This is a genomic window from Ruegeria sp. HKCCE4148, from assembly GCF_017872495.1.
GTDB lineage: Bacteria > Pseudomonadota > Alphaproteobacteria > Rhodobacterales > Rhodobacteraceae > Ruegeria.
This window is the reverse complement of record NZ_JAEDOS010000008.1, coordinates 44,302-63,140: the sequence shown is the minus strand read 5'-3', so window position 1 is coordinate 63,140 and position 18,839 is coordinate 44,302. Positions and strand designations below refer to the sequence as shown.

Genomic DNA, 18,839 nt, shown 5'->3' with positions numbered 1-18,839 from the left:
TAAACGCGTCGGCCTAACACGCCGCGCCAGTCAAGACAGCCAAGACGGAGCCCGGATATGACCTCCGAACCTGATAAAAAACCACCGATCTGGCGCCGGTATTTCCTATGGGGGATGCCCGTGGCCGGCATTGCCGCAGCCTTTGCTGCCGGTATCATCTTCTGGGGTGGGTTCAACACCGCCATGGAAGCCACGAACACCAAGGAATTCTGCGTCTCGTGCCACGAGATGCGCGATTTCGTCTACGAGGAATACACCGGTACGATCCACGATGTGAACCGATCCGGCGTAGGGGCTGTATGTTCAGACTGCCACGTGCCCAAGGACTGGACCCACAAGATCATCCGCAAGATAAAGGCCTCGAAAGAGCTCTATGGCAAAATGGTCGGCACCATCAACACCCGAGAAAAGTTCGAAGCCAAGCGCGTGCATTTGGCGATGAATGAATGGGAGCGGATGAAAGCAACCGACTCTCGCGAGTGCCGAAACTGTCACGATTTTGAATCGATGATGCCAGAATTTCAAAAACCCCGCGCCCGGCAGCAGCACCTAAACGCGATGTCCGCTGGTCAAACCTGCATCGACTGCCACAAGGGCATCGCGCATTCCGACGCACGTGACCGGGCCGACGAAGAGTATCTCGAAAAACTTGAAGCTCCGAATCCTGATTTCATTCGCGAAATCCCCGCCGAATACCTGGCCAGCCTTGAGCGGGTCGAAGCCAAGGAGGCAGCCGAAGCCGAAGCTGAAAAAGCCGCACGTGTGGCGCAGCAAGAGGCCGTTCAGGCCCAGATCGCCGCGGCTATGGATGCCGCCGTGGCCGAAGAACGCGCCAAAGCAGCAGGTGAAGAGGCCACAGCCCCCGCAGGTGGAGGCAGTGATGTCGGGACAGGCATCGATTGGGCGGCTGTTCCAGGTGCGGACATGAAACTGTTCTATCCTGGTCAGGCTTCGTTTGAATGGGTTCAGAACGGCAGGTCCCACGGTGGCGCGCGGCCGTTGACCAAGGGTGGCGATCAGTGCACCACATGTCACGCTAAGGAACTGGATGCGATCGGCAACAAGATCGTTGCGGGAGGCGAACTGGAGCCTACTCCGATCCCTGGCAAGCGCGGTGTGATCGACGCAACCGTCCAGGCAGCGCATGACGACGAGAACCTGTATATCCGCTTGCAGTGGCCGGATGCTGGTCACAACCCTGCCCCGTTTGTCGATGGTGGCAAGATGGACCCCGACAACCAGATCAAAGTCGCCATGATGATCACCGGTACAGGAATCGAGCTGGGCGATCAGGTGGGCTGTTGGGCATCGTGCCACGCGGATAACTCTTACATGCCGTTTGATCCCGGTGCCGAGGCAATTGCCGCCAATGCGGATGCGGCAGGCCGACTTAACACTCAGGACACCGTGACCAAATACATCAGCGAAAGCCGAACCGAGGTCGAAATCAAAGGCCGTCGCGGCAAGGCGCTGGGCGGTTGGGACAAGCTGCAGGCTGCGGATCAGATCGAGCAGTACTTGGCCGACGGCACCTATCTTGACCTGATGCGCGTCTATGCAGACGGCAGTGCCACCAATGGCTACTTGCTGGAGCAACGCGTGGTCAATGACGGCGAAATCACGGCCTCGGCCAGCTTGGACGCTGGTATATGGACCGTGGTTTTAACCCGCCCTCTGAATTCGGGCGCGCCAGGAGATGTGCCGCTGGAGGCAGGCCATACCTACACTGTTGGGTTTGCCATCCACGATGACTTTGCAGCCGCAAGGTTCCACCACGTGACGCTGGATACCAGCTTGGCACTGGACGACGACAGCGCGTTCATCAACGTGGTCAAACAGTAAAGAAAAAGGGCCGGGCGATCCGGCCCCTTCCACCAAGAAGAGGAGACTTGGACGATGAAACCCCCACGCCTTCTTCCCGCGTTGCTGCTCCTGGCCGCGCCTGCTTGGGCGGGTGAGACCGCCGAGCTGTGTGCCGAGGCAGAAGAGCGTTATGTCGAGCTGTTTGGTCAGCCTTCATCTGCCGTTGAGGACGCCGAAGTGGTGCTGATGTATAAATATAACTTCTGCCCGTTTGAGCTGACCGTGAAGGCAGGCACAACTGTCCGCTGGGTGAATGTCGACAAACGAACCAGCCACTCAGTTCTTTTGAAAGATGGCAGCGAACCGGAAAGCGACCGTTTGTTCCCTGAGGAATCGGTTGATCTGACGTTTCTCACACCCGGCCCGCAGGAATATTTGTGCGGCCCGCATTGGGAAACACAGAACATGATCGGAATGATCACCGTCGAACCCTAAGGCAATAAAATACAGGCAAAAAAGACAGGAGCGTGGGCGCAAATCCCGCGCTCCTTAACTTTTGTCAAGGAGGTTGGTTTGCGATTGCGCCACCTTGCTCTCATGACACGCCCGGCAGGCCCAGCGACGTCCCTATTGCGCAAGGCAGATTCGGGTTTCGATGACATTCAGACCAAGCGAGTTTGCACATGAGCGGTAAGGTTTTTCTGATTGGCGCAGGCCCTGGCGATCCCGAGTTGATGACCCTACGTGCACTACGGATGCTGCAAGAAGCAGATGTGGTGGTCTATGATCGGCTGGTGTCTGCCGACATCCTGAACCTTCACGCGGAAGGCGCACGGCTGATCCCGGTTGGCAAAGCCCCCAAGTGCCATACGGTTCCACAAGACCGCATCAACGACATTCTGCTCGAAGAGGCCAGTGCGGGTCACACGGTTGCCCGTCTCAAAGGCGGTGACCCGATGATCTTTGGCCGCGGCTCAGAGGAGGCCGCCTATCTGATGGCCCACGGTGTTGCTGTCGAATATGCGCCTGGCATTACGGCGGCACAGGGTGCGTCCGCTTCTACCGGCGTTCCGCTGACCCATCGCGGGCTGGCGACCTCGGTGCAGTATGTCACCGGGCACCGTCAAGCTGACAAGGTGCTGGACCTCGACTGGAAACGTCTGGCCGATCCGGATTCGACGCTGGTGGTTTACATGGGGGTTGCCAATATCGGCCAGATCGCCATGGGCCTGATGACTGAAAACCTTCCCGGGTCCACACCGGTTCTGGCTGTGGGCAAAGCGACCACACCGGATGAAAGCCGCATGGTATCTCGGCTGGACCAATTGGCTACCGACGTGCGCGAGGCCGGGTTGAAAGCACCCACGCTCTTCATAATTGGCAAGGTTGTGTCGCTTTACGCAGAACGGCCTGTGGCCGAGCTTTTGGAGCAAGCCAATGGCTAAGCTGGGGTGCAGAACAGGTGCGATAAGCTGTGGCGTACAGCGCCCTGTCGCGCGGCGGCACTCGGTGCCTTCGGTGTTGCTGACAACGGCTGTTCTCATTGCGACATCCGCCTTCGCCGCTGACACCCTCGACCCCAACGCCCTGAAACGCCTTGTCCACCAGGACTGCGGCTCTTGCCACGGTTTGTCGCTTAAAGGCGGTCTCGGCCCCGATCTGCGCAGCGAGACGTTGAAACATTATGATGCGGACGTCCTGACCGGCGTCATCCTTGACGGCATCCCAGACACCGCGATGCCCCCCTGGCGGCCCCTGATCAGCGAAGAAGAGGCCGAATGGATTGCCCGCTACCTGCTGGAACAGGAGGCACAATGAAACATCTCATACTCGGCCTTGCAGCCTCATTGATGTTGACCACCGCACATGCCGAACCCACAGCGACCGGCGATCTTGGTCTTGTGATCGAACGCGCCAAGGGATCGGTCCTTTTGGTCGATCAATCCGACCGTGCAGCTCTGGCCCGTATCGAAGGCTTGGGCGATTTGTCCCATGCCTCGCTGGTCTATTCGCCCGATGAACGCTTTGCCTATGTCTTTGGCCGTGACGGCGGGCTGACCAAGGTTGACATCGTCACCCGCCAGATCGTGAACCGCGTTGTTCAAGCGGGCAACGCCATTGGCGGTGCCATCTCGGACGACGGAACACTTGTTGCCGTGTCGAACTACGAACCCGGTGGTGTGCGGGTGTTTGATGCTGACACGTTGGAAATGGTTGCGGACATACCCACCGACAGCAAAACCATCGGTCTTGTGGACGCGCCAGGACGTCGGTTTGTCTTCACCATGTGGGACACGGGCGAGACATGGATTGCCGATTTCGCCAAAGGCGAGCCCGCGATCACCAAGATACCTGACATGGGCAAGAACCCCTATGACGCGCTGATCACCGCCAATGGCCGCACCTATATCACCGGCCTGTTTGGCGAAGACGGCCTGACCGCGCTTGATCTGTGGGCCGACACCCTGGAACCCATCCGTGTGCTGCCTGACTATGGGCGCGGGCAAGAGGAAATGCCCGTCTACAAGATGCCTCATCTGGAAGGCTGGGCGCTGACCGGGCGCGAATTCGTGCTGCCTGCAGTGGGTCATCACGAGGTGCTCTGGGTCGATGCCGACACTTTGTCGGAAACCGGGCGTACCAAGACACACGGCCAGCCGGTCTTTGCCATGGCCCGCCCTGATGGACGGCAAGTCTGGGTGAATTTCGCCCACCCGTTGAACGATACCATTCAAGTGATCGATAGCGTCAGCAAGGAGATCATTCACGAATTCAAACCCGGCCCCGCCGTGCTGCATATGGAATTCACGCCGCGCGGGCATGAAGTCTGGATCAGCGTGCGCGATGCCAACAAGGTGATGGTCTACGACACGCAAACGTTTGAGAAATTGCGCGAAATCGATGCCGACAGCCCTTCGGGCATCTTCTTCACGGCCCGCGCGCACAAAACGGGGCTTTGACGGATGCAGCATATCACCGACCCAATCGATTGCCGCCTGTTGGACGACTTTCAGCGCGATTTCCCGATCACAGAGCGCCCTTTTCAAGTGCTGGGAGACGCGCTGGGATTGGACGAAACCGAAGTACTTGACCGGCTGACCCGGATGCGTGCCACCGGCCGCATCACGCGGGTTGGCGCAACCATCACGCCCGGCGCGGTGACGGCCAGCACTCTGGCAGCTGTGTCCGCCCCGGAAAATCGGTTGGAAGAAGTTGCCGCCCTGATCGATGCCGAACCTGGGGTGAACCACAATTACCAGCGAGAGGATGCCTGGAACCTTTGGTTTGTCGCAACAGGCCCGGACCGGGAACATGTCAACGAGACACTGGCCCGGATCAGCCGGACCTCGGGGTTGCAGGTGCTGGATCTGCGTCTTGTCCGGCCGTTCAACGTGGACCTTGGGTTTCGCATGACTGCTGGCGCCAAGAACGTCCCTAGTGCGCGCAAAGTCGACGCATCGGCCATGCGCGACGGAGATCGTTGCTTGCTGCAGACACTCAGTTCGGGCCTGTCACTGGTCGCAGAGCCCTATGAGGCTCTGGCTCGTTCATTGAACCGGAACGTGAATGATGTGATGGCGCGGATCGTTGCCTTGCACTCCGCCGGTATCATTTCACGGCTCGGCGTTATCGTGCGCCACCGGGCACTGGGGTGGTCCGCCAACGCGATGGTCGTTTGGGATTTGCCAGCGGAACAAATTGACACGGCCGGTCCGGCGCTGGCCGCCTATCCCGGTGTCACGCTGTGCTATGAGCGAAATCCGGTTGAAGATGTCTGGCCCTATCGCCTCTATTCGATGATCCACGCCCGGACCCGGAACGAGGCTCTGGGTGTGCTGGCTGGCGCGATGGAGTTGCCCGAGTTGGCCGGCGCGCGGAACAAAGTTTTGTTTTCGACCCGCTGTTTCAAGCAGACCGGAGCCTTGATTCAAGCGCGGGAGGTTGCCGCATGACTCTGGACGACAAAGACCGCGCGATCCTGAACCGGATGCAGGACGATCTGCCGCTCACCTCTCATCCTTATGCGGCAGTGGCCGACGAGCTTGGCCTGTCCGAAACCGAGCTGCTGGAGCGTCTGACACGGCTGAAGGAAGACCGTGTCATCACACGCTTTGGTCCGTTTTTCGACGCTGCTGCTATGGGCGGGGCCTTCTGCCTTTGCGCCATGGCTGTTCCGGCTGAAAATTTCGAAACCGTCCTGACGAAAGTCAATGCACACCCGGAGGTCGCCCATAATTATGAACGTACGCACCGGCTGAACATGTGGTTCGTGCTGGCCACCGAAACACCTGCGGGGATCGAGGCCGCCGCCGATGCCATCGAACGGGAAACGGGGATCGATGTTCTCCGTTTCCCCAAACTCCAGGAATTTTTCATTGGCTTCCGGGTGGCAGCATGATCGATGCAACCGACAGACAGATTATCGAGGCGTTGCAAGGGGGCTTACCCTTGTCGCCGACCCCGTATGCGCAGGTTGCCAAGGATCTTGAGCTACAGGAAACCGATCTGCTTGAACGGCTGACAGCCCTGAAAGCACGGGGTGTGATCCGTCGCATTGCTGCGGCACCCAATCACTACAAACTGGGCATGACCTCGAACGGCATGACGGTTTGGGATGTGGACGATGCCTGCATCACCAAGCTGGGTGCACAGATCGGTGCGCTGCCCTTTGTGACCCATTGTTATGAACGGCCCCGCGCCCTGCCCGACTGGCCTTACAACCTGTTTGCCATGGTGCATGGCACCAACTGCGATGAGGTTGAACAAAAGCGCGCCGAGATCGCCGCAATTCTGGGCGACGCCTGCCGGGCCAAGGATATCCTTTATTCCACGCGCATCTTGAAAAAGACCGGGCTGCGCCTGAAAAAGAAAGGCTGAGACATGTTCCGCCTGACAGAGTACATGCACCAACTGGTCAACCCGACCCCGGTGCGCAAACGCCGCCCGGGCCCAGTGAAGCCGGTGGTGATCTGGAACCTGACGCGACGCTGCAACCTGAAGTGCCGCCATTGCTATACCGTCTCAGCAGATGTGGCGTTCCCCGGTGAGCTCAGCCATGAGCAAGCCATGGTAACCCTTGAGGATCTTGGCCAGTTTCGCGTCCCGGCCTTGATCCTCTCGGGTGGGGAGCCGCTTGACCGGTTCGATTTCTTCGACATCGCCAAACGTGCCCGCAATCTGGTGCCTATGCTGGCTTTGTCGACCAACGGCACGCGGATTTACGAGGAAACCGCCGATATGATTGCCGATGTGGGGTTCAACTATGTGGGCATCTCTCTGGACGGAATTGGAGCAACGAATGACTGGTTTCGTGGCGTCGAAAGCGCTTTTGCTGACGCCTTGCGCGGTGTGCGTGAATGCAAGAAACGTGGCATCAAGGTCGGCCTTCGGTTCTGCCTGACCGAAGGCACGCAGCATCACTTGCCTGACTTGCTGAAGCTCTGTGATGAAGAAGGGGTCGACAAGTTCTACTTGTCTCACCTCGTCTATGCCGGGCGGGGCGACAAGAACCGAGGCGAAGACGCCGCACATCAACTTACTCGCAAGGGATTGGACCTGCTGTTGGAGCGCGCGTGGGAAGCCGCGTCAGGCGGGCGACCGTTGGATATCGTGACGGGCAACAATGACGCCGATGCAGGGTATTTCCTGAACTGGATCCGTGCGCACTTTGATGCCGAAAAGGCCGCGCATGTGCGTACGCATCTGGCCGCATGGGGTGGAAACTCCAGCGGGTTGGGAGTCGCCAATATCGACAATCTGGGTCGGGTTCATCCGGACACCTATTGGTCCGATTACACGGTCGGCAACGTGAAAACCAAACCGTTTTCCGAGCTTTGGACCAGCGATGACCCGATGCTGGCCATGTTACGGACCCGTCCTCGCCCACTGAAAGGTCGCTGCGGTGCGTGTGAGCTGAAGGACGTCTGCGGTGGCAACACGCGTATTCGCGCCTTGCAACTGACAGGCGATCCCTGGGCCGAAGATCCGGCCTGTTACCTGTCTAACGAAGAAATCGGCGTGGATGACACAGGAGAGCGCCTGCAGGTCACGCCGTTCCGGGGGAAAAGCCATGATCCGGCGCATCAGTTCTTTGGATAACCCCTCCCTGTTCCGGCAAATCGTGCCACCTGTGGAGCCTGCGGGAGCCTCCGGCGGGAGTATTTGGAAAAAGATGAAGATCGGACTGTTGTGTTCCGTTCTGACGGCTGGTTCGGCATGGGCCGACGCGCCAGCGGATTACGCTGAGCACTGCGCGTCATGCCATGGCGAGAACCGCTTAGGCGGCGTTGGGCCAGCTTTGATCCCCGAGACGTTAAAGCGAATGCGGGGACCGCGGGTTGCAGCGGTGATCGCCGAGGGCCGCACCGCGACACAGATGCCTGCGTTTTCACATGAGCTCGACGCTTTGCAGATCGAAGAACTGGCGGGGTGGCTAAAATCTCCGCTCGAGAGCGACCCGGAATGGGGTGAAGCTGACATCATGGCCAGCCGTATTCTGGACGAGGATTACACCCCGGTCGAAGCACCCGTGTGGGATAGTGACCCGATGAACATCACGCTGGCGGTGGAGACCGGTGATCATCACGTCAGCGTTCTGGATGGCGACACGTTTGAAGTGCTGGACCGGTTCGAGACCCCTTTTGCCGTTCATGGCGGGCCAAAATTCAGCCCAGATGGCCGATACGTTTTCATCATGTCCCGCGATGGCTGGGTTCAGAAATACGACATCTGGGCGTTGAAGCAGGTTGGACGCGTTCGCGCGGGCCTCAACAGTCGCAACATCGCCATGTCAGGCGACGGAAAATGGGTGGCCGTTGCAAATTACTTGCCCAACAGCCTGTCCCTGCTGTCGACCGCGGACCTCTCGGTTGCCACTGTCATTGAAGTCAAAAGCAAGAAAGGCGTGCCCAGCAGGGTGTCTGCCGTCTATCAGGCTCCACCGCGGGAGAGCTTTGTTTTGGCCCTGAAGGACGTGCCCGAAATTTGGGAGGTGTTCTATGGTGCCAATCCGCCGCAATTCGGAATCGGGCATGATTTCCGCATTGAAGGCCAGTTCAAGAATCCTAATCCTTTCCCCGTGCGCAAGATCACCACGCCAGACTATCTGGACGATTTCTTTTTCGATCAGAGCTATGAGTTTGTCATGGGGGCGTCCCGTGGTGGCAAAGGCGGTCAGGTGATTGATCTGGTGATCGGGCACAAGGTCGCCGATCTGGATCTACCGGGGATGCCGCATCTTGGTTCTGGGATTACATGGAAGCATGGTGATACGACCGTGATGGCAACGCCGCACCTGACCGACGGCACAGTTTCCGTGATCGATATGGAAAGCTGGGAAACCGTCAAACGGATCAAGACAGAGGGACCCGGGTTCTTCATGCGCAGTCATGAAAACTCGCCTTATGTCTGGGCCGATGTGTTTTTTGGCCCGAACAAGGACGCGATGCACGTGATCGACAAGCAGAGCCTTGAAATCGTGAAAACTCTGCGCCCCGCGCCAGGCAAAACCGTGGCTCACGTGGAGTTCACCAAAGATGGTAGCCACGCGCTGGTTTCGATCTGGGAAGATGATGGCGCAGTGATCGTCTATGACGCGCAGACGCTGGAAGAAGTCCGTCGCCTGCCGATGCGCAAACCGTCTGGAAAGTACAATGTCTGGAACAAAATCACCTTCTCGGAAGGCACCAGCCACTGACGGCAAATGGCCGGTTTGGAAACTTGCCATTCTGCTCTATCCCGCCACGGCTCTGACCGTGGCTATCAACCTGTTTTTGTTGGGTTTAATCTCACACGGCATCGGGTTCGGAGCGATTGAACCAGTTCCCGCACTTCTGTGGTCCGTCCCTTTGGGCATTCCAGCGACATGGCTGGCAGGCCGCTGGGTACGCGGTTTGATGGACGAAGCAGACGGCTGAGCAAAGAGTCCGTCTGCCTAACCAAAGTCAAGTATCGGCAAGCAGGAATCCCATACGGTTCAGGAAAGACTTCCGAGTTGGATTCTCCATGTCCGCCTATCACTTTCTCCACATCCTCCCTGACCGCGTCTTGCGTGCGGTCTGTGGAGTGGCGGGCGCCCTTCTTCTGTTGTTGCAAATGCTTGGTCCTGTGCTGGCGAGTCCCGGACAAAGCATGTGGGTAGAGATCTGCTCGGAGGCAGGCGCGGTTTGGGTTGAGGTGGACCTTGAAGAGGAAAACACCGATCCAACCGCGCCCTGCCCGAAATGCGCCGACTGTGCGCTATGCGCGGTAACAACAGCCGGACCTGTGCCAGACACTCCGCTGCTGGTCGCGGACCGCGCCCAGCAAATTGTACTCCCTGGGATTGGTGATCCGTGTAATTACCATAACTCGAAACGACTGTGGCCCGAAACCCGAGGGCCCCCGTTTACGACCCAAGAAGAATCTGAACGCGCCCTGCGCGCGTCCATGGCGTCCACCCAAATATTCGGAGGTGCGCCGTGGTCGTAAGTCGCGCAATCCATTTCCTGCTGGCTTTCTCCCTGTCCTGCCTGATGGCGATCAGCGCCCATGCCGACAGTCTGGCCAGTTTCCTGCCCGAGATTGAACCCGCCGATCTGGCCCCCGGTGCCGATTCCTTTGGCCCGGTACGTGACGACGTTCCGGTAGCGCCTGTCCTGAAGGATGGCGAAACTGTCGCCTGGGCATTCTTGACGTCTGACTTTGTGGGCACGACAGGGTATTCCGGCAAACCCATCCATGTGGTCGCCGGTATCGATGAGGATGCGGTGCTGACTGGCGTGCAACTGGTCAAGCATTCGGAACCCATCGTTCTGATCGGGATCCCCAATTCCCGCATGGTCGAGCTGACCGAAGGCTATGCCGGTCTGGACCTTAGGGTCGAGGCCGAAACCGGTGGCGAGGGGCATGACCTCGACATCATCTCGGGCGCGACGGTCACGATCATGGTCATCGACGACAGCCTTGTGCGCGGCGGCATCAAGGTGGCGCGGGCGCTGGGGCTGGGTGGGTTGTCTCCGCTGCAGGCCGATGGACCGAAGCGCGAGGTCGATCTGGCGCAGGATGCGGTTTACGACTGGACCACCCTGTCGGGCGACGGCTCGGTCCGGCGGCTGACGCTGGATATCGGGCAGGTCAACGCGGCGTTCGAGGCCACTGGCGATCAACGGGCCATCAAACGCCCGGAACCAGGCGAACCGGATGACACCTTCATCGACATGCATATGGCGCTTGTCTCGGTTCCGTCGATCGGCAAGTCGCTGCTGGGCGAGGCCGAATATCATAACCTGTTGAACTGGCTGGATGAGGGCGAGCAAGCCATTCTGGTGCTGGGACGCGGGGCTTACAGTTTCAAGGGATCGGGCTATGTGCGGGGTGGCATCTTTGACCGGATTCAGCTGATCCAAGGCGACAGCTCGGTGCGCTTTTTTGACAAACAACAGCGCCGTTTGGGCAAGGTTGCCGCGCCGGATGCACCCAGCTTTACCGAACTCGACATCTTCAAAATCCCCGCCGATGCCGAGTTTGATCCGGCTGAACCGTTCCGTTTGCAACTGCTGGTGCAACGCGCGATTGGTGCTGTCGAAAAGACATTCTTAACCTTCGATCTGGGTTACAAGCTGCCGGAACAGTACCTGCTGCCGGTCGCCGCGCCCGTGGTGGTCGATGACGCCACCGGTGAAGCCGCCGCCAAAGCCGCACTATGGCAGCGCATCTGGAAGGACCGTACTGTCGAGATCGCGGTTCTGGGTGTGATGCTGTTGGTGCTAACAGCGACGTTCTTCTTCCAGTTCCATGCCACCATGGACGCGCGTGTCTTCTACTGGTTCCGCATCGGATACCTGACCATGACTCTGTTCTTCATCGGCTGGTACGCCAATGCGCAGCTGAGCGTGGTGAACCTGATGGCGCTGGCAGGCAGCCTGCGCACCGGTTTCAGCTGGGATGCCTTCCTGCTGGATCCACTGGTGTTCATCCAATGGTTCGCCGTGGCCGCAGCGCTGCTGTTTTGGGGGCGCGGGGCCTATTGCGGCTGGCTGTGCCCGTTCGGCGCGCTGCAGGAACTGACCAACAAGATCGCGCGGGCGTTCAAGGTGCCGCAATGGACTTTGCCCTGGGGTCTGAACGAACGGCTCTGGCCTGCGAAATACATGATCTTCCTTGGCCTCTTTGGCCTAAGCTTTGTGTCAATCCCGCTGGCAGAAACCTATGCCGAGATCGAACCGTTCAAGACCGCGATCATTCTGAAATTCATGCGCGACTGGCCATTTGTGGTCTTTGCGCTGGCTCTGCTGGGGATCGGGCTGTTCATCGAACGGTTCTACTGCCGCTACCTCTGCCCGCTGGGCGGGGCGCTCGCGATCCCAGCCCGTATCCGCATGTTCGACTGGCTGCGCCGTTACAAGGATTGCGGCAGCCCCTGTCAGACCTGCGCCAACGAATGCCCCGTTCAGGCGATCCACCCCACAGGCGAGATCAATCCGAACGAGTGCGTCACCTGCCTGCATTGTCAGGTGCTCTACCAGTCCGAGGACAAATGTCCCGTCGTTATCCGCCAGTTGAAACGGCGGGCCAAGACAGGGTCGGTCACACCTAATACCCCCCTCGGGCAACCACCGGCGAACCATCCGAACGCCAAACCGCAATCCGTTTCCTAAAAAGGAGGAACGATCATGTCGGAACATGACAAGAAACTAAACGTCACACGCCGCGGGCTGCTGGGTGCATCTGCAACTGGCGCCGTGCTGGCCGGGACCGGTCTGGGCAGCACCCTGATGACCGCCAAAGAGGCCAGCGCCGCCGCTAATGCTCATCTGGAGCCCGGCGAGTTGGACGAGTACTATGGCTTCTGGTCCTCGGGCCAGACCGGTGAGCTGCGCATTCTGGGCGTGCCCTCGATGCGTGAGCTGATGCGGGTGCCAGTATTCAATCGCTGTTCGGCCACCGGCTGGGGTCAGACCAATGAGTCGCTGAAAATTCTGACCGAAGGCCTGCTGCCCGAAACCAAAGAGTTCCTAGCCGCGAACGGCAAGGTCACCTATCACAACGGGGACCTGCACCACCCACACATGTCTTTCACCGATGGCACCTATGATGGTCGTTACCTGTTCATGAACGACAAGGCCAACACCCGTGTGGCTCGCGTACGCTGCGACGTGATGAAATGCGACAAGATCATCGAGATCCCGAACGCACACGATATTCACGGCCTGCGTCCGCAGAAATATCCACGCACCGGCTATGTCTTTGCCAATGGCGAACACGAGGCACCGCTGGTCAACGACGGCCAGATTCTCGACGATCCGTCGCAATACGTGAACATCTTCACCGCCATCGATGGTGATACGATGGAGATCGCGTGGCAGGTGATGGTCTCTGGTAACCTCGACAACACCGACTGCGACTATCAGGGCAAATACGCCTTCTCCACCTCATATAACTCGGAAATGGGCATGAATCTGGCCGAGATGACCGAGAATGAACTGGACCACGTGGTCGTATTCAACCTGAAAGGCATCGAAGAGGCCGTTGCTGCCGGCAACTATCAAGAGTTGAACGGCGTCAAGGTCGTGGACGGGCGCAAAGAGGCAGGCGGCAACCTGACCCGTTACATCCCGATCCCGAACTCGCCGCATGGTGTGAACGCCGCGCCCGACAAGAAGCATATCATGATCAACGGTAAGCTTTCGCCGACCGTGTCCGTGATTGATGTCGAAAAAGTGGACGCGCTGTTTGCAGACAACGCTGACCCGCGTTCCGCGATCGTGGCTGAACCGCAGCTGGGTCTTGGCCCGCTTCACACTGCGTTCGACGGTAAGGGCAACGCCTACACCACCCTGTTCCTGGACAGCCAGGTGGTGAAATGGGACATCGCCAAGGCCATCGAAGCCTATGGTGGTTCGGACGTTGATCCGATCCTCGACAAGGTGGATGTGCAGTATCAGCCCGGCCACAACTCGACCTCGATGGGTGAGACCGCCGAAGCCGATGGCAAGTGGCTGATTTCGATGAACAAGTTCTCGAAAGACCGCTTCCTGAACGTGGGTCCGCTGAAGCCTGAAAACGAGCAGTTGATCGACATCTCGGGCGACAAGATGAAGGTAGTTCATGATGGCCCGACCTTCGCGGAACCGCACGACTCGATCCTTGTGCACCGGTCCAAAGTGAACCCGGTCAATGTCTGGGATCGAAATGATCCGATGTGGGAAGATGCCCGCAAACAGGCCGAGGCCGATGGTGTTGATCTGGACGAAGGTGCCGAAGAGCCCATCCGGGACGGCAATAAGGTCCGCGTCTACATGACCTCGACCGCGCCAGTTTTCAGCATGGAGAAGTTCACAGTCAAACAGGGTGATGAAGTAACCATCTATGTCACCAACCTGGATGACGTGGATGACGTGACCCACGGGCTGTGCCTGTCGAACTTCGGTATCGCAATGGAAGTGGCACCACAAGCCACCGCGTCTGTCACCTTCATCGCCGACCGTCCTGGTGTACACTGGTATTATTGCCAGTGGTTCTGCCATGCGCTGCACATGGAGATGCGCGGCCGGATGTTTGTTGAGCCGCGGAGCGCATAAGCAATGCGCTGGTCCCTGCTCATACCGCTCCTGCTCGGCTCGCCCCTTTGGGCGGCGGACTGGGATGTGCCCAACCGGGCGGGGGCCATCAACGAGATACTGGCGCAGGCGGCGGATGGAGACACCCTCCGCCTGAGCCCCGGTGTTTATACTGAAACGTTGGTTCTGGACCGGCCCGTCACCCTTGACGGGCTGGGACAGGCCACCATCGACGGACAAGGCCAAGGCAGCGTTATCACCGTGACCGGGCCGGGCGTGACGGTGCGCGGGCTGACGGTGATCGGCTCAGGCTCGGACCATGACGGGATCGACAGCGGAATCCAGCTGACCAAGACGGCATTCGCACCGGTGGTCGAGGATAATGTCCTGCTAGGTAATCTCTATGGCATCGACATCCACGGTGCGAAAGACAGCATCGTGCGGCGCAACCGGATCGAAGGACGACAAGACCAGCGCATGAACGACCGCGGCAATGGCGTCTATGTCTGGAATGCGCCGGGTGCGCGGGTTGAAGACAACGACATTCGCTATGGCCGCGACGGGATCTTTGTGAACTCGTCGAAGAAGAACACCTTTACCAGCAACCTGTTCCGCGATCTGCGTTTCGCGGTGCATTACATGTACGCGGACAATTCAGTGGTCAGCGACAATGTCTCGATCGGTAACGATCTGGGCTACGCGGTGATGTTTACGACCAATGTGACCGTGGCCAACAATGTCTCGATTGGCGACCGCGAACATGGCGTGATGCTGAACTATGCCAACAAGAGCGTCATCACCGGCAACGTTGTGAAAGGTGCGAAAGAGAAATGCACCTTTCTGTATAACTCGAACAAGAACGAATTCACCGACAACTGGTTCCAGGGGTGCGGCATCGGCATCCATTTTACCGCTGGTAGCGAGCGCAATCGCATCGTTGGAAACGCCTTTGTCGGCAACCGGACACAGGTGAAATACGTCTCGACCAAGTGGGTCGAGTGGTCTGAGGACGGGCGCGGAAATTACTGGTCCGATTTCGCCGCCTTTGATGTGGACGGCAACGGCATTGCCGATGCCCCCTATCGCCCCAATGACTCGATGGACCATGTGCTGTGGACCCAACCCGCAGCCAAACTGCTGCTCGGCTCCCCTGCCGTGCAGCTGGTGCGCTGGTCGCAATCGGCCTTCCCGGCGCTGCTGCCGGGGGGTGTGATGGACAGCAATCCACTGATGCAAGCCCCTGAACCCCCAGCAATGAAAAAGGTGCCTCATGACGGATAAGGCCCTGTCAATCGACCATGTTCTCAAGGACCGAGGCAAAACCCGCGTCCTTGACGACATCACCCTGTCTCTTGCCTCTGGACAGCGCGTTGCGCTGCTGGGCCATAACGGCGCGGGCAAGTCGACGCTGATCAAATCCATCCTCGGCCTGACGCCGATCAACGGTGGAACAATCCGGATCGGAGAGGCAACCCCGGGCAGCGCGCAAGCGCGGCGCGAGACGGCCTACCTTCCCGAGGCAGTGTCGTTCCACCCTGCCCTGACCGGACGCGAGCAACTGACTCTGTTTGCGAAACTGTCCGGCGCAAAAGCTGATGTGCCCGGCCTTCTGGAACGCGTTGGCCTGAGCGACGCGCTGGACCGCCGGATTGGTGCCTATTCGAAAGGCATGCGGCAGCGATTAGGTCTGGCGCAGGTGCTGCTGGGCCAGCCAAAAGTGGCGCTGTTAGATGAGCCGACAAGCGGCTTGGACCCGATTTCCCGGCAGGATCTTTATGCCATCATCGACGAGCTGGCTGCGCAAGGCACCGCCGTACTGATCGCATCCCACGCGCTCACCGAGGTCGAGGCTCGCACCGATCTGATCGCTATCATGCGCAAGGGTCAGATGGTCGCCGACGACACGCTGAACAATCTGTCGGCTTTGGCCGGTCTACCGATCCGCTTGAAAGTACGCGCCAGCGTCAATGCTGATGCCTTGGCCGCCGAATTGGGCGGCAGCCGCATCAACGGCGCGTCGGTGGAACTACTCTGTAGCCCAGCCGACAAGATGGAAGCCCTGCGCCGCATCGCTGGCATGGGCGACGCGGTGGCGGATGTCGAGATGACACCGCCGAAACTGGAAGACCTCTATCGCCATTACGCACAGGAGGAATTGAAATGACCCGCTTCCTCGCCGTCACCCGCACCGAAATGCTGATCCTGAGCCGCAACCGCTGGCTGCTGGTTGCGACATTGATCATGGTGCTGTTCGCTTTAGCCCTTACATTTGCGGGCAGCGCACCAACCGGCACACTGGGCGTGGACATGCTGACCGTCTCGGTCGCGTCGATGACCACCTTGTCGGTCTATCTTGCGCCCTTGCTGGCCCTAATGATCTCGTTCGACGCGATTGCAGGCGACTTGGATCGGGGCAGCCTGTCGCTGCTGTTGTCCTACCCGGCGGGTCGCGGGGAAATCCTGTTGGGTAAGTTCACCGCCCATCTGGCGGCGCTGGCCTTTGCCATGGCCGTCGGCTTCGGCACCGCAGGCGCGGTGGCCGCGTTCTTTGGCGGCGCAGGGCCCGAAAGCCTAATGGCACTGGCGCGCCTCATCCTCACTTCGATCCTGTTGGGCGCCGTGTTTTTGGCGCTGGGATACCTTCTGTCTGCCCTGGCAAAGGGGGCCACGGCGGCGGCGGGTTTGTCGGCCGGGCTCTGGCTGGTTTTTGTCGTCCTCTATGATCTGGGCCTGTTGGGGGCCGTCGTCATGGACAAGGGCGGCACCTTCACCCAATCCGTCTTTCCATGGGTGATGGTGGCCAACCCGGCCGACGCATTCCGACTGTGGAACATCGCCGCGACCGAAGGCGTGGCCATGGCATCCGGCATGACCGGGGCTGCGCAAGCCCTTCCCGTCTGGGCCGCGCCTGCGTCTCTGCTGATCTGGCCCGTGTTGGCCTTCGCCCTCGCCCGGCTTGCATTCCGGAGGGTTGAACCATGAAACGTCTCGCGCTGATCGCGCTGGTCGCGCTGGCGGCTTGCAAGGAAGAGGTCGCCGAAGCCCCCGATCCGGTCGATCTGACCCCAGATGCGCTGAGTTTCTTCTGCCAGATGAACATCGCCGAGCATGGCGGACCCAAGGGACAGATTCACCTGGAAGGCTACCCAGCCCCACTGTTCTTTGCGCAAGTGCGGGACATGGTGGCATATCTCAAAAGTCCGGAACGTGACGCGAAAATCACGGCCGTTTATGTCAGCGATATGGGAATTGCGCCAAGTTGGCGCCAGCCGGGGATATCCAACTGGATCGCCGCAAATGACGCGACCTTTGTCGTCGGCGGCAATGTGGCCGGGGGCATGGGCGCGCGCGAGGTGGTGCCGTTTGCCAATCCCACTGACGCTCAGACATTTGTTGACACTTACGGCGGGACGGCGATGCCCCTTCCAGACATCCCCGATGCAGAAGTGCTCGGCCCTGTTGATCTTGATCTGTCGTTGGAGACCCCTGTATGACCGCCCTATCCCGCCGTCGATTTCTGTTTATCTCAGCCGCGTGCGCGGCGGCGAACCCGGCATGGGCCTCGGACGCGCGATGGAATGGAACGGCGTTGGGTGCTGCTGCAAGTTTGCGGCTGGTTGGTTTGTCGAACACGGATGCCGCACCGATCATTGCTGCTGTTGAAGCGGAAATTTCCCGACTGGAAGACATCTTTAGCTTGTACCGCCCAGACTCGCAGCTGAGCCGGTTGAACCGGGACGGTGTACTTACTGCTCCGGCTCAGGAATTGTTGAATGTGTTGAGCTTGTGCACAGCCCTGCACCAAGCTTCGAAAGGTGCGTTCGATCCAAGTATTCAACCGATGTGGTTGGGTTTGGCGAACGGGGCTCGCCCCAAAGACTTGATTGAGGCTCAACGCCTGGTTGGTTGGGAAAAAGTGTCTTTTGACGCGTCTAATGTGCGCCTTCCGGATCCGGGCCAATCGGCCTTGACGTTGAACGGCATCGCGCAGGGTGCCATCACCGATCGCATCGCTGCTCTGCTACGCGACTTTGGCTTGCGAGATGTTCTGGTAAACATGGGAGAGGTCGCCGCTTTGGGCACGCGAAGCGATGGAACGCCTTGGAAAGTTGGGTTGGCCAAACCGGATCAAAGGGTGTTGAAACGCATTGCGTTGCGGAACCGCGCCGTTGCTACGTCGTCATCCTTGGGCACACAGCTAGGTCACGGGCTTGGACATATCCTCACCTCTGCAGGGCCAGTGCGCCGCAACAGAACAGTTTCGGTTTCAGCACCGAACGCAAGCCTAGCAGATGGGCTTTCAACCGCCATATGCGCCGCCCCAGACAGTCACGCAGAGGAAATTGTTCAACGGTTTCCCGGCACCCGGATTGAATTGAACGCCTAAGAAAGCCGCCAAAGTGTCAAAGTGATCAATAAAATTTCTGAACGAATATGACTTGGATCAAGTCAGATTCGCGACTTGGCGGTTATCAAAACAAACACGCGAACAAAAAA

The 18,839-nt window shown here is 59.1% G+C and carries 19 protein-coding genes; all 19 read left to right on the top strand.

What is annotated here, in order from left to right; all coding sequences use genetic code 11:
- The first annotated feature begins 57 nt into the window (after positions 1-57).
- Complete coding sequence (locus I9187_RS17745; protein WP_209940284.1) at positions 58-1,842, top strand: NapC/NirT family cytochrome c; 1,785 nt, start codon at positions 58-60, stop codon at positions 1,840-1,842.
- Between the two features lie 54 nt (positions 1,843-1,896).
- Positions 1,897-2,298: a plastocyanin/azurin family copper-binding protein gene (locus I9187_RS17740; protein ID WP_171177158.1), complete on the top strand. Its 402-nt coding sequence runs from the start codon at positions 1,897-1,899 to the stop codon at positions 2,296-2,298.
- A 188-nt stretch (positions 2,299-2,486) separates the two neighbouring features.
- Positions 2,487-3,248 carry a uroporphyrinogen-III C-methyltransferase gene (gene cobA, locus I9187_RS17735; protein WP_171177160.1) on the top strand — a complete coding sequence of 254 codons (762 nt, stop codon included), beginning with the start codon at positions 2,487-2,489 and terminating at the stop codon, positions 3,246-3,248.
- Positions 3,241-3,621: a cytochrome c gene (locus I9187_RS17730; RefSeq protein ID WP_245223280.1), complete on the top strand. Its 381-nt coding sequence runs from the start codon at positions 3,241-3,243 to the stop codon at positions 3,619-3,621. Before cobA ends, I9187_RS17730 begins: the two co-directional genes overlap by 8 nt.
- Positions 3,618-4,763 carry a cytochrome D1 domain-containing protein gene (locus I9187_RS17725; protein WP_171621084.1) on the top strand — a complete coding sequence of 382 codons (1,146 nt, stop codon included), beginning with the start codon at positions 3,618-3,620 and terminating at the stop codon, positions 4,761-4,763. Before I9187_RS17730 ends, I9187_RS17725 begins: the two co-directional genes overlap by 4 nt.
- Positions 4,764-4,766: 3 nt before the next feature.
- A complete protein-coding gene (locus I9187_RS17720) occupies positions 4,767-5,756 on the top strand; it encodes an AsnC family transcriptional regulator (protein WP_171177165.1) in 990 nt (329 codons plus the stop codon).
- A complete protein-coding gene (locus I9187_RS17715; protein ID WP_171177167.1) occupies positions 5,753-6,202 on the top strand; it encodes an Lrp/AsnC family transcriptional regulator in 450 nt (149 codons plus the stop codon). Before I9187_RS17720 ends, I9187_RS17715 begins: the two co-directional genes overlap by 4 nt.
- Positions 6,199-6,681: an AsnC family transcriptional regulator gene (locus I9187_RS17710; RefSeq protein ID WP_171177169.1), complete on the top strand. Its 483-nt coding sequence runs from the start codon at positions 6,199-6,201 to the stop codon at positions 6,679-6,681. The genes I9187_RS17715 and I9187_RS17710 overlap by 4 nt, the downstream gene beginning before the upstream one ends.
- A 3-nt stretch (positions 6,682-6,684) precedes the next feature.
- The gene (gene nirJ / locus I9187_RS17705; protein ID WP_209940283.1) at positions 6,685-7,902 is read left to right on the top strand and encodes a heme d1 biosynthesis radical SAM protein NirJ; all 1,218 of its coding nucleotides are present in this window, start codon (positions 6,685-6,687) and stop codon (positions 7,900-7,902) included.
- 73 nt (positions 7,903-7,975) lie between these two features.
- Positions 7,976-9,499, top strand: coding sequence for a nitrite reductase (locus tag I9187_RS17700; RefSeq protein WP_171177173.1), 1,524 nt, complete (start codon positions 7,976-7,978; stop codon positions 9,497-9,499).
- A complete protein-coding gene (locus I9187_RS17695; RefSeq protein ID WP_171177174.1) occupies positions 9,456-9,719 on the top strand; it encodes a hypothetical protein in 264 nt (87 codons plus the stop codon). The genes I9187_RS17700 and I9187_RS17695 overlap by 44 nt, the downstream gene beginning before the upstream one ends.
- Positions 9,720-9,933: 214 nt before the next feature.
- Positions 9,934-10,272, top strand: a complete 339-nt coding sequence (locus I9187_RS17690) for a hypothetical protein (RefSeq protein ID WP_245223278.1) — start codon at positions 9,934-9,936, stop codon at positions 10,270-10,272.
- Between the two features lie 44 nt (positions 10,273-10,316).
- Positions 10,317-12,440, top strand: a complete 2,124-nt coding sequence (locus I9187_RS17685; protein WP_216599077.1) for a NosR/NirI family protein — start codon at positions 10,317-10,319, stop codon at positions 12,438-12,440.
- A 15-nt stretch (positions 12,441-12,455) separates the two neighbouring features.
- Positions 12,456-14,363, top strand: a complete 1,908-nt coding sequence (nosZ, locus tag I9187_RS17680; protein ID WP_209940282.1) for a TAT-dependent nitrous-oxide reductase — start codon at positions 12,456-12,458, stop codon at positions 14,361-14,363.
- A gap of 3 nt (positions 14,364-14,366) precedes the next feature.
- Positions 14,367-15,623, top strand: a complete 1,257-nt coding sequence (locus I9187_RS17675) for a nitrous oxide reductase family maturation protein NosD (RefSeq protein ID WP_171177183.1) — start codon at positions 14,367-14,369, stop codon at positions 15,621-15,623.
- Positions 15,613-16,506, top strand: a complete 894-nt coding sequence (locus tag I9187_RS17670) for an ABC transporter ATP-binding protein (RefSeq protein WP_171177185.1) — start codon at positions 15,613-15,615, stop codon at positions 16,504-16,506. Before I9187_RS17675 ends, I9187_RS17670 begins: the two co-directional genes overlap by 11 nt.
- On the top strand, positions 16,503-17,324 hold the full coding sequence (locus tag I9187_RS17665) for an ABC transporter permease subunit (protein WP_171177187.1): 822 nt from the start codon (positions 16,503-16,505) through the stop codon (positions 17,322-17,324). The genes I9187_RS17670 and I9187_RS17665 overlap by 4 nt, the downstream gene beginning before the upstream one ends.
- On the top strand, positions 17,321-17,836 hold the full coding sequence (locus I9187_RS17660) for a nitrous oxide reductase accessory protein NosL (protein ID WP_171177189.1): 516 nt from the start codon (positions 17,321-17,323) through the stop codon (positions 17,834-17,836). The genes I9187_RS17665 and I9187_RS17660 overlap by 4 nt, the downstream gene beginning before the upstream one ends.
- On the top strand, positions 17,833-18,729 hold the full coding sequence (locus I9187_RS17655; protein WP_171177192.1) for an FAD:protein FMN transferase: 897 nt from the start codon (positions 17,833-17,835) through the stop codon (positions 18,727-18,729). Before I9187_RS17660 ends, I9187_RS17655 begins: the two co-directional genes overlap by 4 nt.
- The last annotated feature ends 110 nt before the right edge of the window (positions 18,730-18,839 follow it).

Excerpts from the sequence above, each read along its gene's own strand:
- I9187_RS17745 (WP_209940284.1), top strand. The coding sequence starts at position 58 with ATGACCTCCGAACCTGATAAAAAACCACCGATCTGGCGCCGGTATTTC.
- I9187_RS17740 (WP_171177158.1), top strand. The coding sequence starts at position 1,897 with ATGAAACCCCCACGCCTTCTTCCCGCGTTGCTGCTCCTGGCCGCGCCT.
- cobA (WP_171177160.1), top strand. The coding sequence starts at position 2,487 with ATGAGCGGTAAGGTTTTTCTGATTGGCGCAGGCCCTGGCGATCCCGAG.
- I9187_RS17730 (WP_245223280.1), top strand. The coding sequence starts at position 3,241 with ATGGCTAAGCTGGGGTGCAGAACAGGTGCGATAAGCTGTGGCGTACAG.
- I9187_RS17725 (WP_171621084.1), top strand. The coding sequence starts at position 3,618 with ATGAAACATCTCATACTCGGCCTTGCAGCCTCATTGATGTTGACCACC.
- I9187_RS17720 (WP_171177165.1), top strand. The coding sequence starts at position 4,767 with ATGCAGCATATCACCGACCCAATCGATTGCCGCCTGTTGGACGACTTT.
- I9187_RS17715 (WP_171177167.1), top strand. The coding sequence starts at position 5,753 with ATGACTCTGGACGACAAAGACCGCGCGATCCTGAACCGGATGCAGGAC.
- I9187_RS17710 (WP_171177169.1), top strand. The coding sequence starts at position 6,199 with ATGATCGATGCAACCGACAGACAGATTATCGAGGCGTTGCAAGGGGGC.
- nirJ (WP_209940283.1), top strand. The coding sequence starts at position 6,685 with ATGTTCCGCCTGACAGAGTACATGCACCAACTGGTCAACCCGACCCCG.
- I9187_RS17700 (WP_171177173.1), top strand. The coding sequence starts at position 7,976 with ATGAAGATCGGACTGTTGTGTTCCGTTCTGACGGCTGGTTCGGCATGG.
- I9187_RS17695 (WP_171177174.1), top strand. The coding sequence starts at position 9,456 with ATGTCTGGAACAAAATCACCTTCTCGGAAGGCACCAGCCACTGACGGC.
- I9187_RS17690 (WP_245223278.1), top strand. The coding sequence starts at position 9,934 with ATGTGGGTAGAGATCTGCTCGGAGGCAGGCGCGGTTTGGGTTGAGGTG.
- I9187_RS17685 (WP_216599077.1), top strand. The coding sequence starts at position 10,317 with ATGGCGATCAGCGCCCATGCCGACAGTCTGGCCAGTTTCCTGCCCGAG.
- nosZ (WP_209940282.1), top strand. The coding sequence starts at position 12,456 with ATGTCGGAACATGACAAGAAACTAAACGTCACACGCCGCGGGCTGCTG.
- I9187_RS17675 (WP_171177183.1), top strand. The coding sequence starts at position 14,367 with ATGCGCTGGTCCCTGCTCATACCGCTCCTGCTCGGCTCGCCCCTTTGG.
- I9187_RS17670 (WP_171177185.1), top strand. The coding sequence starts at position 15,613 with ATGACGGATAAGGCCCTGTCAATCGACCATGTTCTCAAGGACCGAGGC.
- I9187_RS17665 (WP_171177187.1), top strand. The coding sequence starts at position 16,503 with ATGACCCGCTTCCTCGCCGTCACCCGCACCGAAATGCTGATCCTGAGC.
- I9187_RS17660 (WP_171177189.1), top strand. The coding sequence starts at position 17,321 with ATGAAACGTCTCGCGCTGATCGCGCTGGTCGCGCTGGCGGCTTGCAAG.
- I9187_RS17655 (WP_171177192.1), top strand. The coding sequence starts at position 17,833 with ATGACCGCCCTATCCCGCCGTCGATTTCTGTTTATCTCAGCCGCGTGC.